The 12,815-nt window shown below is 57.3% G+C and carries 11 protein-coding genes and 1 tRNA gene; 8 read left to right on the plus strand and 4 right to left on the minus strand.

Annotated elements, in window-relative coordinates; translation table 11 throughout:
* Positions 1–43: 43 nt before the first annotated feature.
* Together QLG10_RS17955 and QLG10_RS17960 are read left to right on the plus strand one after the other, a co-directional pair.
* On the plus strand, positions 44–1,453 hold the full coding sequence (locus tag QLG10_RS17955; RefSeq protein ID WP_282487778.1) for a PAAR domain-containing protein: 1,410 nt from the start codon (positions 44–46) through the stop codon (positions 1,451–1,453).
* Positions 1,450–1,836 (plus strand): hypothetical protein, encoded by a 387-nt coding sequence (locus QLG10_RS17960; protein ID WP_282487779.1) that lies wholly within the window; start codon positions 1,450–1,452, stop codon positions 1,834–1,836. The genes QLG10_RS17955 and QLG10_RS17960 overlap by 4 nt, the downstream gene beginning before the upstream one ends.
* Before the next feature lie 286 nt (positions 1,837–2,122).
* Here QLG10_RS17960 and QLG10_RS17965 read toward each other — a convergent pair whose 3' ends face one another.
* From QLG10_RS17965 to QLG10_RS17975, 3 genes are all read right to left on the minus strand, one after another.
* On the minus strand, positions 2,123–4,693 hold the full coding sequence (locus tag QLG10_RS17965) for an AAA family ATPase (RefSeq protein WP_282487780.1): 2,571 nt from the start codon (positions 4,691–4,693) through the stop codon (positions 2,123–2,125).
* Positions 4,694–4,895: 202 nt separating this feature from the next.
* The gene (locus tag QLG10_RS17970) at positions 4,896–5,225 is read right to left on the minus strand and encodes a hypothetical protein (protein WP_282487781.1); all 330 of its coding nucleotides are present in this window, start codon (positions 5,223–5,225) and stop codon (positions 4,896–4,898) included.
* Between the two features lie 157 nt (positions 5,226–5,382).
* Positions 5,383–5,467: transfer RNA gene (locus QLG10_RS17975), tRNA-Leu, on the minus strand.
* A 105-nt stretch (positions 5,468–5,572) separates the two neighbouring features.
* Between QLG10_RS17975 and queA the strand changes: the two genes are divergently transcribed.
* From queA to QLG10_RS18005, 6 genes are all read left to right on the plus strand, one after another.
* The gene (gene queA / locus QLG10_RS17980) at positions 5,573–6,622 is read left to right on the plus strand and encodes a tRNA preQ1(34) S-adenosylmethionine ribosyltransferase-isomerase QueA (RefSeq protein WP_020795591.1); all 1,050 of its coding nucleotides are present in this window, start codon (positions 5,573–5,575) and stop codon (positions 6,620–6,622) included.
* A 14-nt stretch (positions 6,623–6,636) separates the two neighbouring features.
* Positions 6,637–7,752 (plus strand): tRNA guanosine(34) transglycosylase Tgt, encoded by a 1,116-nt coding sequence (tgt, locus tag QLG10_RS17985; protein WP_020795592.1) that lies wholly within the window; start codon positions 6,637–6,639, stop codon positions 7,750–7,752.
* Between the two features lie 43 nt (positions 7,753–7,795).
* On the plus strand, positions 7,796–8,131 hold the full coding sequence (yajC, locus tag QLG10_RS17990) for a preprotein translocase subunit YajC (RefSeq protein WP_007982729.1): 336 nt from the start codon (positions 7,796–7,798) through the stop codon (positions 8,129–8,131).
* 63 nt (positions 8,132–8,194) lie between these two features.
* Positions 8,195–10,063, plus strand: coding sequence for a protein translocase subunit SecD (gene secD / locus QLG10_RS17995; protein ID WP_188265055.1), 1,869 nt, complete (start codon positions 8,195–8,197; stop codon positions 10,061–10,063).
* Between the two features lie 9 nt (positions 10,064–10,072).
* On the plus strand, positions 10,073–10,987 hold the full coding sequence (gene secF / locus QLG10_RS18000) for a protein translocase subunit SecF (protein ID WP_033040611.1): 915 nt from the start codon (positions 10,073–10,075) through the stop codon (positions 10,985–10,987).
* Positions 10,988–11,106: 119 nt separating this feature from the next.
* On the plus strand, positions 11,107–11,658 hold the full coding sequence (locus QLG10_RS18005) for a glycine zipper 2TM domain-containing protein (RefSeq protein WP_020795595.1): 552 nt from the start codon (positions 11,107–11,109) through the stop codon (positions 11,656–11,658).
* A gap of 255 nt (positions 11,659–11,913) precedes the next feature.
* Here the strand turns inward: QLG10_RS18005 and suhB are convergent, their stop codons facing one another.
* Positions 11,914–12,732: an inositol-phosphate phosphatase gene (gene suhB / locus QLG10_RS18010; protein ID WP_007941397.1), complete on the minus strand. Its 819-nt coding sequence runs from the start codon at positions 12,730–12,732 to the stop codon at positions 11,914–11,916.
* Positions 12,733–12,815 lie beyond the last annotated feature (83 nt).

Raw genomic sequence — 12,815 nt, forward strand, 5'->3', positions numbered from 1 at the left:
CGTGGTGCGCTATCTGGGGCGCCAGCAGAGAGGGAGATCAACAATGGCACAAGGACATTTCATTCGCCTGGGTGACAAGACCACTTGCGGTGGCCAGGTTTTAGAGGCCGACACACGCGTCATGATGTTTGGTATCGCCCATGCTCGTGAAGGCGACCGTGTTTCCTGCGGGAAAAACGACGAAACCTACACCATCGTGGGAGGCGTCTCCTACATCAACAGTCATGGCAGGATCGTGGCGGGCTCGCTGGACAGCTACAGCACCTGCCCGTGCAGAGCCAGGTTGATCCCCTCGGTTTTCACCGCCACTTACGAATCGCGTAGCAGTGCTGCGCCCCAGGCCACAAGGGCCGCGCCCCAACCGACCACACCTCTCGCCGGCAATCCGGCACCACGCTCAGCCAGTTTCGCATCTGAGTCGAACACTCCCAAGCCAGTGTCCTTGGGCAGTGCAGCAGCCCAGGAACCAGGCTTCTACATCGTGCCCAAGAGTACCACCCGCGAACAGCTCGAAGCCTCCTTGTTCACCCTGCGTGACCCGGCGGTGATGGGTAAATTCAAGCTGCTCAATCCTAACCTGCGCGATGTCAAAGCCGGTTCGATGATCGTGCTGGGCGACCCCAACAACTACCAGTGCACCCGTGAAGAAGCCCTGCTCATGGACGTGGCAGCCAAGACCAACCAGATCATTCAAACGCTTAGCCCCGAAGAGGCGGATTTCATGGTGCAACACCGAGACGTCATTCAGGCTTTCCTGACCTATGGCTCAGACGCTATCGGCATTGGCGCGAGCGTTTTCAAGAACAACCTGGACAACGTAGGCAATGCCTTGAGGGATATTGAAGCGTTGCAACAGAATACGCTTCAGAGAGATGGGAACCTGCGCTCGCCAGCGTTCTTTGCAGAGCGCCAGCGTCTGCTCGCACAACTGAACACCCATATGACGACACTGACCCGCAAGGGAATTGGATTCCCTGACCATATCAACTTGAAAAAAATGTTAGGGATTTCCAGTCAAAGCCTGGTTCATCTCTGGACGGAGGCCAGTCCTGGGGGCCAAATACCGGGTCATGCCACCCATCTTGAGGGTGTGGCGAAGGCTTCTAAATACGTCAAATACGGCGGTTGGGTCGGGACGGCGGTCGGAGGAGGAGCATCTGCCGTAAAGGTTCAAGACGTGTGTACAGCGGGGGATGCTGAGGCCTGTAAAAAGGTGAAGTTCACTGAGGGAGGATCTTTTATAGGGGGAATAGTCGGTGGTAGTGCCGCAGGCGTGATCTTTGGCGCTGGTACGACAGGTATTATCTGCGCAGCTTTAGGAGTACCCACAGCAGGCGCAGGGACCCTGATATGTGGACTCGTAGTGGTGGGAGCAGGTTCTTTGGCTACAGGCTATGCCCTCGGCAAGACGGGTGAAAAAACCGGCGAGATAATTTACGAGACCCTGAAATGAGCGTGAGTGTCGCGCAAAAGATATTTCTGTGTATCAGCATAATTGGTTTTAGCGGTCTTCTCATTTTCCTTGGCGTTGCGCTGCATTTGGCCTACACCAGAATGGATATGATGCTGGATCACTTGAAAAACTGCCCATCTATTATGGTTAGGGCTCAATTTAAGAATGGGGGGGCTTGGGGAAGGTTGTTCGTTCTGGCTGCAATAATGGGCGTTATGACTATGCCTAATGTGTATCTTCGCGATGGCGGAGCCAACGCTAAGGATCTGCAAAGCTTTCCTGGGAACCTCAGGCGCAAACTAATTGTTTTGCATTGGAGTGGGGTGGTTTTTATCGTTATATTGCTTGGGCTTTTTGCAGTCAGTGCACTTGGCCTCGTTTAGTAGTGTCCGGGGTAAGGTTGTAGAGTTGTTCCAAAGCGCACGGCAGTACTAGGAGTGGAAAAAGGAAAAAGGGGGGTAAATCTTCCCCCTTTTTATTAAAATAAATCTGTCCCATTTTTATTCCATTCTTGTTACTGGATCGTGGTCTTGGGCATTTCTATGCGCAGGCTTTGGCGATGCTTTGCTAGCGCTTCGTGGGTGACCACGACAGGGGCGTCGTGGTTTTCTCTAGTTACAGACTCCGTCTCAGCAACCTCCGCACGGAAGAACTTCCGTCCTAAGACGCCTATGCTGCCTTCTTGCGTCTTGCCTCTAAGTCATCTCGCCATTGCTTCAGCGACTCAATGTCGGCTTTAAGCTCTGCCTCCTCCGGTGGCTGGACAGGCATTTCGTCAGACTGGCTGTGCTCATAGCAGCTGAACTTGGTCATGAGATCGTCGATGCGATGAAGGTCTTCACGAGTGATCTCGAGCAGGGCGGGCAAGCGCCCATCGGTCGAAATGCCCCGACGATGACGCACAACGATTTTCTGGAGTAGATCGTCTTCAACGGACCGCTCGATCAGTTTGCGAAAATCGCTACAAATTCCTTGGGCTAGGGAGTAGTACGCCGCTGCACCAGCCGTTTCTCCAATTTTTTTTGCTTCTCTCAGCCTCTCTAGCAGGATGTTGTTCGCTGTCTTCGTCGAGCTATTCCACACTGCTTGACCTGCGGGGTGGCCAGAGACTCCACCGAAGGACTCGATGCACATCTGTCGAAAATTGGCTTTTTTCCATGACTCACCAATTTTCTTGGCCACATCGTCCATCACCCCGTAAAGCGAAAGCCGGTGGGTGAAGATCAGGACCTGGCGTTCTTTGGCCAGCTCGGCAAGACGGCAGGCAACCTTCCACTCGAAATCATGGTCCAGTGAAGAAATCGGATCGTCGAAGATGAACGGAGCAACCCCAGGCTTGTCGGTCACGTCGGCGAGAAACGCAGCCAGAGATATGATTCTCCTCTCACCTTCACTCAAGACCTTGTCCGGGGAGTGGTCGCCGTTTTTCACCGCTTTGAGTTTGAGCTGGTGAAGCACTTTTCCTCGAGATGTTCTCGTCTTTACCAATTCAACCTGAATTCGGGTGGCACCAAGTGCACGGAGTTCGTCATTGAAACGCGCCACATACACCTCGGTAACCACGTTTTCCGAAATTTCTGTAGCCTTAGTCGAGATACGCCGTGAGCTTGCGATGCTCTTCAACGATTCAAGCAGTTTGTAATTTTTAAACCTTTGCTGTTCCTTCCTGACCGCCTCACTTTGCTGTGATACCCATTGTTTGGCTTCGAGAATATTCTTCTCGTCGATCGCCTTTGGTCGGTCAAACTGAAGCGCGTCCTGTTCAAACTGGACGGCATCTGCAGCAAGTTGCTCGCCGTAATTCTCGAGTATAAGTAGATTGGCAGTAACGTCAGGTAAGGCGCCGGCTAACTTCGCGATCTCATGGTCAAATAGCGCCGTTCTCATCTCCGTAACGGCGCTCCAGAAAGCCCAGAGTGCAGCCCTCCATTCCGGGGTAGTCAACGCAGCAGCAGTACATAGCGTCTGCACTTCGGCCTCTGTCAAAGCAATCGGAAGGCTTAGCAGCGCCTGGTTATAAGTTTTTTCGGCAGAATTAGCGTCTGTTTCCAACCTGCCTTGAACAAACTGCTCAAAATCGTTCAGCCGTCGTTGGGCATCAGCGGAAAGGGCTTGTTGGCAAAGGACGCACCTTCCATCCTGCGTCACTGGAAACGTTTGGTGTGGATAGGGCGTAACTGAGTATGCGCGCGCCGCCTCCCACAAGGCTCTCCAGGTAGCCGTACCAACACCTTCGAGAACCGCTGATTTGGCTTGTGCTCCCTCGGTAGCTATACGTCTCTTCTGGACTGCATCTGCTCTTAGTGAGCGGATAGCCTCTATTTTATTAAAGTCAAATGCCTCCGACGCTGCTCTGACTCCTTTGATTATGTGCATGACCTGAACCTTGGTCTCGCGTTTCTGCTTTGCAAGGGAAGCAGGATCAGTGGTTTTCAGCCGCTCATTCAGCGCCTCCAGGCTAGCTAAGTCGTCAGCGGTCCACCTCAGCAGTTGTTCAACAGCTGATGCCGACAATGAGCTGAGGCCTCGATAGGATTTTCCTGCGGGTGATTCCTGATGTATGGCAGGAATGGCGGGAAGGGTACTGACGAGCAAATCCTGCTCTGATTGCAATGACTCTTTAACCTTGTCAGTAGCCGCAGCCAGCTTTTCAAACAGCCCCATGATAGGTGGGCTGTAGGTGGCTGCACTCTCGCTTTTCAGGTAGTGCAGAGCTTCGTCACTGTCAAAGATATCGATCTCGCGCAATTGCTCCACGGGAGGATGAGTGATATGCCACTCAACGCTTCCATGTACGTGGTCCAACTCGAAGTTGAGTGTGCATTTGCTCGACGCCGGCGTGGCCTGAAAAACGTTGGGTTTGAGATCGCTCGCGCGAGCTTTACCTGTAGCCTTCTTCAGGATCCTTGTGTAGCAGGACTTTCCAGAACCGTTGTGGCCATAGATAACTGTCAAATTACCTGTGCCGAAATCTAGCGGTGCGCGAGGACCCAAGCTCTCAATGCCCGTCACGTCCGCAAGGCTCCGCAGTCGTAGCACGGAGCCAGCCGGGGCATGTGTTAGCTCGTCGAAGCTTCTGTGTTTGGAGATGGCTTGGCCTTCCGGGGTTTTAAGCCGAGCCGCGATTTGCGAAATATCATCTTGGGTGAGCGCCCCGTGCTTTAGGAGCCTATCAGCAGTCTCCTGAAGCCAATCCTGCTGCTGAAGCAGCCAAGCGCGAACCTGTCCCTGCGCGTCCATACGATTCCCTACTGGTGTTGAGTCAGATGACGCTAGCAGAGTGCCATCTGTCAGGCAATTATTAGCGCGCGCCTGATTTTGAGCGGGGGATAGCGCCAGGGAAGGAGACTGTCACCTTGCACTGTGTGAGCTTTTATATCAGAGGTCACGACCAGCGTCGGTCCGGATATTGGTCGTACCCGCTTTTTTGGGTCGTTCGCCTTCATTGGATGTCTTTCAGATAATCCTTAAGCGCAACGAGCGGCGCACCAAGCTCCTCCATCCCCCTAACCCCAGAAAACTCCCCCACCAACCTCCCCAACTCCCGCCCCAACGGCTTATCCACACCCCCAACAGCCTCCAACGCCAACCCCACACACTCACCCACCTTCACCTGAATCCCCTCAACATCCCCCCGCCGCACCAGCAACTCAAACACATCCCGCTGGTAATCACCCATGACCAGGTCGTCACGCAAAATCGGGCTTGAATCTTCCGATTCGTAAGCCAATTTGAGGGAGAAGAGGGCGACGGTTTCTAGGTGCAATTCCATGGGGGGAGTCCTTGTGAAATGTTCCGGTGGTGCGGGCGGCTTGGAAAAGGAGGGTCAAAAGCATCGCCAGCAAGCCGGCTCCTACAGGTCGGTGGGGTGCCAGGTGCTTTTCTGCGGGCGAAAAAAAAGGCCTTGCTAAGCAAGACCTTTCTTAATTTGGTGCCCCGAGGGAGACTCGAACTCCCACTCCTTTCGAAAACGGATTTTGAATCCGCCGCGTCTACCAATTCCGCCATCAGGGCAATGGCCGCGGAGTATAAAGATGAGATAACCGTCGGTCAATCAGGTACATGGAGAATTTTTGATATTTCCGCTAGACTTCCCGGCCCTGCTAGACGAACCCCATCATGCGCGTTGCTGACTTTACTTTCGAGCTCCCTGATTCGCTGATCGCCCGCCACCCTTTGGCCGAGCGTCGCGGTAGTCGCCTGTTGACCCTGGATGGGGTCAGCGGCGCCCTGGCACACCGTCAATTTACTGATTTGCTGGAGCATTTGCGCCCTGGCGATTTGATGGTGTTCAACAATACCCGGGTGATCCCGGCGCGGCTGTTTGGCCAGAAGGCTTCCGGCGGCAAGCTGGAAATCCTGGTGGAGCGGGTGCTGGACAGTCATCGCGTGCTGGCCCATGTGCGTTCCAGCAAGTCGCCCAAGCCGGGGTCGAAGATTTTGATCGACGGCGGTGGCGAGGCCGAGATGCTGGCGCGTCATGATGCGTTGTTCGAGCTGGGCTTTGCCGAAGAGGTATTGCCGCTGCTCGACCGCGTCGGGCACATGCCGCTGCCTCCTTATATAGACCGCCCGGACGAAGGCTCGGACCGCGAGCGTTACCAGACCGTCTACGCCCAGCGCCTGGGCGCGGTGGCGGCGCCGACGGCGGGGCTGCATTTCGATCAGGTGCTGATGGAGGCGATTGCCGCCAAGGGCGTCGAGACGGCGTTCGTGACCTTGCACGTGGGCGCTGGTACCTTCCAGCCGGTGCGGGTCGAGAAGATCGAAGACCACCACATGCACACTGAATGGCTGGAAGTTGGCCAGGACGTGGTGGATGCGGTGGCCGCCTGTCGCGCGCGCGGCGGTCGGGTGGTGGCGGTGGGGACGACCAGCGTGCGTTCCCTGGAAAGTGCCGCCCGCGATGGCGTGCTCAAGCCGTTCAGCGGCGATACCGACATTTTCATCTACCCGGGCCGGCCGTTTCATGTGGTCGATGCCCTGGTCACCAATTTCCATTTACCTGAATCCACGTTGTTGATGCTGGTCTCGGCGTTTGCCGGTTATCCGGAAACCATGGCTGCCTATAAAGCCGCCGTCGACAACGAATACCGCTTTTTCAGCTACGGTGATGCGATGTTTATCACCCGTAACCCCGCACCACGTGGCCCCGAGGACAAAGAATGAGTCGCCAATGTCGTATGTCGTTTGAGTTACTTGCTACTGACGGCAAGGCTCGTCGCGGTCGTTTGACCTTCCCGCGCGGTACCGTCGAGACCCCGGCCTTCATGCCGGTGGGCACCTACGGCACGGTCAAGGGCATGTTGCCGCGGGATATCGAGGCCACTGGCGCGGAAATCATTCTGGGCAACACCTTCCACCTGTGGCTGCGCCCGGGCATGGAAGTGATCAAGAAGCACGGCGACCTGCACGATTTCATGCAGTGGAAAGGCCCGATTTTGACCGACTCCGGCGGTTTCCAGGTGTTCAGCCTGGGCGCCATGCGCAAGATCAAGGAGGAGGGCGTGACCTTCGCCTCCCCGGTCGACGGCGCCAAGGTGTTCATGGGGCCGGAAGAGTCGATGCAGGTCCAGCGTGACCTGGGCTCGGACATCGTGATGATTTTCGACGAATGCACGCCGTACCCGGCCGACGAAGACGTCGCTCGCGTGTCCATGGAGTTGTCGCTGCGCTGGGCCCAGCGCTCGAAAAACGCCCATGCCGACAACACGGCGGCGCTGTTCGGTATCGTTCAGGGCGGCATGCACCAGGATCTGCGCATGCGCTCCCTGGAAGGCTTGGACAAGATCGGCTTCGACGGCCTGGCCATCGGCGGTCTGTCAGTGGGCGAGCCCAAGCATGAAATGATCAAGGTGCTGGACTATCTGCCGGGCCAGATGCCGGCTGACAAACCTCGTTACCTTATGGGCGTTGGCAAACCGGAAGATCTCGTGGAGGGTGTGCGCCGCGGTGTGGACATGTTCGATTGCGTGATGCCAACCCGTAATGCCCGCAATGGGCATCTGTTCATTGACACAGGCGTGATCAAGATCCGTAACGCGTTCCATCGCCATGATGATTCGCCGCTGGATCCGACCTGCGATTGCTATACCTGCCAGAACTTCTCCCGTGCTTATCTGCATCACCTGGACAAGTGCGGCGAAATGCTGGGAAGCATGCTCAATACCATCCATAACTTGCGTCATTATCAAGTGCTTATGGCTGGTTTGCGCGAGGCTATTCAACAGGGTACATTGGCCGCCTTTGTCGATGCCTTCTACGCCAAACGCGGGCTACCCGTGCCGCCTTTGGACTGAGTTTTCTGACCCCAAGATTCAACATTTGCAACTGGAGTGCTAAATGAGCTTTTTTATCTCTAACGCCATGGCAGACGCTGCTGCACCTGCGGCAGGCCCTATGGGCGGCGGCTTTGAGTGGATTTTCCTGGTCGGCTTCCTGGTCATCTTCTACCTGATGATCTGGCGTCCACAGGCCAAGCGCGCCAAAGAGCAGAAGAACCTGCTGAGCAGCCTGCAGAAAGGCGACGAAGTCGTGACCACCGGCGGCATCGCCGGCAAGATCACCAAAGTGGCCGACGATTTCGTGGTTCTGGAAGTTTCCGACACCGTCGAAATGAAGTTCCAGAAAGGCGCCATCGCCGCCACGCTGCCAAAAGGCACGCTCAAAGCGATCTAAGTTTCAACTTCTACTCAATCGACGGGGCGCGCAAGGCGCCCCGCGTCATAAGCGGGCGGCGTGATGCTGAACAAATACCCTCTGTGGAAATACATTCTGATCCTGGCGGTGCTGGCGATCGGTCTGATTTATTCCGCTCCCAATCTTTATCCTGATGACCCGGCCATTCAGGTCAGCGGTGCAAGCACTGCGCTGCAGGTCAATCAGGCTGATCTGGACCGTGTGAGCGCTGCGCTCAAGGAATCCGGGATCAACGTCAAGGCTGCCACCCTGGCTGCCAACGGCAAGGGCGGTTTGATTCGCCTGACCAAGGCTGAAGACCAGCTGCCGGCCAAAGACGTCGTGCGCAAGGCATTGGGTGATGACTACGTCGTTGCACTGAACCTGGCGCAAACCACCCCGCAATGGCTGCGCAGCCTGGGCGCGCACCCGATGAAGCTGGGCCTGGACTTGTCCGGTGGCGTGCACTTCCTGCTGGAAGTGGACATGGACAAAGCCCTGGATGCACGCTTGAAAGTGTACGAAGGCGATGTAAAGAGCCTGTTGCGTAAAGAGAAACTGCGCTATCGCAGCCTGCCGCAACTCAACGGCGCCATTCAGCTGGGCTTCTCCGATGAAGACAGCCGTGAACAGGCCCGCAGCCTGATCCGCAAGAATTTCAACGATTTCGACATTGTTCCGGCCGACCTCAATGGCCAACCGGTGCTGCGTCTGGCGATGACCCCGGCCAAGCTGGCGGAAATCCGTGAATACTCCATCAAGCAGAACTTGACCACGGTCCGTAACCGCGTCAACGAGCTGGGTGTTGCCGAACCGATCGTCCAGCGTCAGGGCGCCAACCGCATCGTGGTTGAGCTGCCGGGCGTGCAGGACACTGCCGAAGCCAAGCGTATCCTCGGCAAGACGGCCAACCTTGAGTTCCGCCTGGCCGCCGAGCCTGGCGCTTCGAAGGCCACGTCCGAGGAATTCGAGTTCCGTGAGGGCAAGCGTCCTCCTGCGCTGATCGAGCGTGGCCTGATCATCACCGGTGACCAGGTGACCGACGCCAAGGCTGGTTTCGGCGAGCACGGTACGCCAGAAGTGAACATCCGCCTGGATGGCCACGGTGGCGAGCTGATGAGCCGTGCGACCCGTTCGAACGTCGGTCGCAGCATGGCGGTGATCTTCATCGAGCAGCGTCCGGTTACCACTTACACCAAGCAAGTGGTCAACGGTGTCGAGAAAGACGTCGCGGTGCAGTCGTTCAAGGAAGAGAAGAAGATCATCAGCCTGGCGACCATCCAGTCGCCGCTGGGCGCGCAATTCCGCATCACCGGCCTGAATGGCCAGGGCGAGTCGTCGGAACTGGCGCTGCTGCTGCGTGCCGGTGGCCTGGCCGCCCCGATGTACTTCGCTGAAGAGCGCACCATTGGCCCGAGCCTGGGTGCCGACAACATCACCAAGGGTATCGATGCGTCGCTGTGGGGCATGCTGTTCGTGTCGCTGTTCATCATCGCCATCTACCGCTTCTTCGGCATCATTGCCACCGTCGCACTGGCGGTGAACATGGTGATGCTGCTGGCTTTGATGTCGCTGCTGGGGGCCACGCTGACCCTGCCGGGCATCGCCGGTATCGTGTTGACCATGGGTATGGCGGTCGACGCCAACGTGCTGATCTTCTCGCGGATTCGTGAAGAGATCGCCGCGGGCATGACCGTGCAGCGCGCAATCAACGAAGGCTTCGGCCGGGCATTCACCGCGATTCTCGACGCCAACCTGACCACCTTGCTGGTCGGCGGCATCCTGTTTGCCATGGGCACAGGGCCGGTCAAGGGCTTCGCAGTGACCATGTCCCTCGGGATCTTTACCTCGATGTTCACGGCCATCATGGTGACCCGCGCGATGGTCAACCTGATCTTCGGCGGACGTGACTTCAAGAAGTTGTGGATTTAAGGGGCTGCCATGTTACGTACAATCAACTTCATGGGCGTTCGCAACGTTGCGTTCGGCGTCACATTGTTCCTTACCGTGCTGGCCTTGTTCAGCGTCGCCACCAAGGGCATGAACTGGGGCCTGGACTTCACCGGCGGTACGCTCATCGAGCTGACCTACGAGCGTCCGGCCGACGTCACCAAGGTGCGTGAGCAGCTGGTGACCGCGGGTTATCACGAAGCCATCGTGCAGAACTTCGGTGCAACCACCGACCTGCTGGTGCGTATGCCGGGTGAGGATCCACAACTGGGTCACCAGGTGGCCGAGGCCTTGCAGAAGGTCGGCGGCGAAAACCCGGCGACGGTCAAGCGCGTCGAGTTCGTCGGCCCGCAGGTGGGTGAAGAGCTGCGCGACCAGGGCGGCCTCGGCATGCTGATGGCGTTGGGCGGCATCCTGATCTACCTGGCGTTCCGCTTCCAGTGGAAGTTCGCGGTCGGGGCGATCGTGTCCCTGATCCACGACGTGATCGTGACCATCGGTATCCTGTCGTTCTTCCAGATCACCTTCGACCTGACGGTGCTGGCGGCGGTACTGGCGATCATCGGTTACTCGCTCAACGACACCATCGTGGTATTCGACCGGGTTCGTGAGAACTTCCGGGTACTGCGCAAGGCCAGCCTGATCGAGAACATCAACATCTCGACCACGCAAACCCTGCTGCGCACCATGGCCACCTCGATCTCCACCTTGCTGGCGATCGCGGCCCTGCTGTTCTTCGGTGGTGACAACCTGTTCGGCTTCTCCATCGCGCTGTTTATTGGTGTATTGGCGGGTACTTACTCCTCGATCTACATCGCCAACGTGGTGCTGATCTGGCTGAACCTGAGCTCCGAAGACCTGATTCCTGCGGCCAACACCGAGAAGGAAGTCGACGACCGTCCTTGAAGGCCAATTCCTTCGGCGATGTAGTCCAAAAAGGCGCGAGTTGAACTCGCGCCTTTTTTTATACTCCAAGGCTGGGAGAAGCGCAGACGCGCTCCGCATGTGATGTTCAGGAGGTTCATGTGAACAAGTCGATGCTGGTTGGTGCTGTACTGGGTGCTGTCGGTGTAACTGCCGGCGGTGCTGTGGCCACCTACAGCCTGGTTAAGGATAATGGCCCTGAGTACGCGCAAGTACTCGCGGTTGAGCCGGTCAAGACGCAAATCAAGACTCCACGTGAAGTGTGCAAGGATGTAGCGGTCACCCGGCAAGCGCCGGTCAAAGATCAACACCAGATTGCCGGTACCGTGGTAGGTGCGCTGGCAGGTGGCTTGCTGGGTAACCAGATCGGCGGCGGCACGGGCAAGAAGATTGCCACGGTTGCAGGCGCTGTCGGTGGTGGTTATGCCGGTAACAAGGTGCAGGAGGGCATGCAAGAGCGTGACACCTACACCACGACCCAGACCCGTTGTAATACGGTAAATGACATCAGCGACAAGGTCGTGGGTTACGACGTGCGTTATTCGCTCGATGGCAAGGAAGGCAAGGTGCGGATGGATCGCGATCCAGGGAACCAGATCCCTGTGGATAAAGAGGGCAAGTTGATCTTGTCGGAGAATCAGCAGGCGCATTGATCCGCTGAAGTCAGATTCAAAAAGAAGCACCCTGCGGGGTGCTTTTTTGTGCGCACGCTATTTGTGCGCCACCACACATCCCCTGTGGGAGCGGGCTTGCTCGCGAAAGCGGTGTATCAGTCGCCATCTTTATCGACTGACACGGCCTCTTCGCGAGCAAGCCCGCTCCCACATTTGGATTTGTGGTGTTTGGGGGATCAAATTCCAGGCATAAAAAAAGCACCCCGTAGGGTGCTTTTTCTGTCGCTTGGACGCTTAGCGCTTCAGCGAGGCTGGCAGGTGCGGCTGGATGGCCGTCAGTACTGCCTTGAAGCATTTGGTGTTGCCGGCTACGACGTGGCCTTTTTCAAGGAAGTCATGACCGCCGGTGAAGTCGCTCACCAGGCCGCCTGCTTCCTGGATCAACAGGGCGCCTGCTGCCATGTCCCACTCGGACAGGCCCGACTCCCAGAAGGCGTCGAAACGACCGGCGGCCACGTAGGCCAGGTCCAGGCTTGCCGAACCGGCGCGGCGGATGCCGGCGGTCTGGCCGACCAGGGCGCGGAACATGCCCAGGTAGTTGTCGAGGTTGTCCATCTGGTCGTCACGGAACGGGAAGCCGGTACCCAGCAGGGCGCCGTCCAGGCTGGTGCGACCGCTGACGCGCAGGCGACGGCCGTTCAGTTGGGCGCCGCGACCACGGCTGGCGGTGAATTCTTCCTGGCGAACCGGGTCCAGGACCACAGCGTGTTCCAGGCGACCGCGGTATTTGCAGGCGATGCTGACAGCGAAGTGAGGGATGCCGCGCAGGAAGTTGGTGGTGCCGTCCAGCGGATCGATGATCCACAGGTACTCTTCGCCTTCGATGCCGGTGCCGGCGTGCAGGCCGGTCTCTTCACCCATGATCGAGTGATTCGGGTACGCCTTGCGCAGGGCGTCGATGATTTTCTGTTCGGCGGCGCGATCCACCTCGGATACGTAATCCTTGGCGTCTTTTTCGTCGACCTTGATGGTATCCAGGCGCTCGATGGAGCGGAAGATCAATTCACTGGCGCTGCGGGCGGCGCGCAGCGCGATATTCAGCATGGGCTGCATGGATGTGTCACCTAAGGTTGTTAAAGAAAGCCGGGCATTCTATCAGAAAGTTTCTACAGGAGAAGGACGACGTTCGCTTTCAT

Source organism: Pseudomonas sp. V98_8 (genome assembly GCF_029967975.1).
GTDB lineage: Bacteria > Pseudomonadota > Gammaproteobacteria > Pseudomonadales > Pseudomonadaceae > Aquipseudomonas > Aquipseudomonas umsongensis.

Bases quoted from the DNA above. Each gene is read 5' to 3' on its own strand.
- QLG10_RS17960 (WP_282487779.1), top strand. From the start codon at position 1,450: ATGAGCGTGAGTGTCGCGCAAAAGATATTTCTGTGTATCAGCATAATT.
- queA (WP_020795591.1), top strand. From the start codon at position 5,573: ATGCGCGTTGCTGACTTTACTTTCGAGCTCCCTGATTCGCTGATCGCC.
- yajC (WP_007982729.1), top strand. From the start codon at position 7,796: ATGAGCTTTTTTATCTCTAACGCCATGGCAGACGCTGCTGCACCTGCG.
- QLG10_RS17970 (WP_282487781.1), bottom strand. From the start codon at position 5,225: ATGGAATTGCACCTAGAAACCGTCGCCCTCTTCTCCCTCAAATTGGCT.
- suhB (WP_007941397.1), bottom strand. From the start codon at position 12,732: ATGCAGCCCATGCTGAATATCGCGCTGCGCGCCGCCCGCAGCGCCAGT.
- secF (WP_033040611.1), top strand. From the start codon at position 10,073: ATGTTACGTACAATCAACTTCATGGGCGTTCGCAACGTTGCGTTCGGC.
- QLG10_RS17955 (WP_282487778.1), top strand. From the start codon at position 44: ATGGCACAAGGACATTTCATTCGCCTGGGTGACAAGACCACTTGCGGT.
- QLG10_RS17965 (WP_282487780.1), bottom strand. From the start codon at position 4,693: ATGGACGCGCAGGGACAGGTTCGCGCTTGGCTGCTTCAGCAGCAGGAT.
- secD (WP_188265055.1), top strand. From the start codon at position 8,195: ATGCTGAACAAATACCCTCTGTGGAAATACATTCTGATCCTGGCGGTG.
- tgt (WP_020795592.1), top strand. From the start codon at position 6,637: ATGTCGTTTGAGTTACTTGCTACTGACGGCAAGGCTCGTCGCGGTCGT.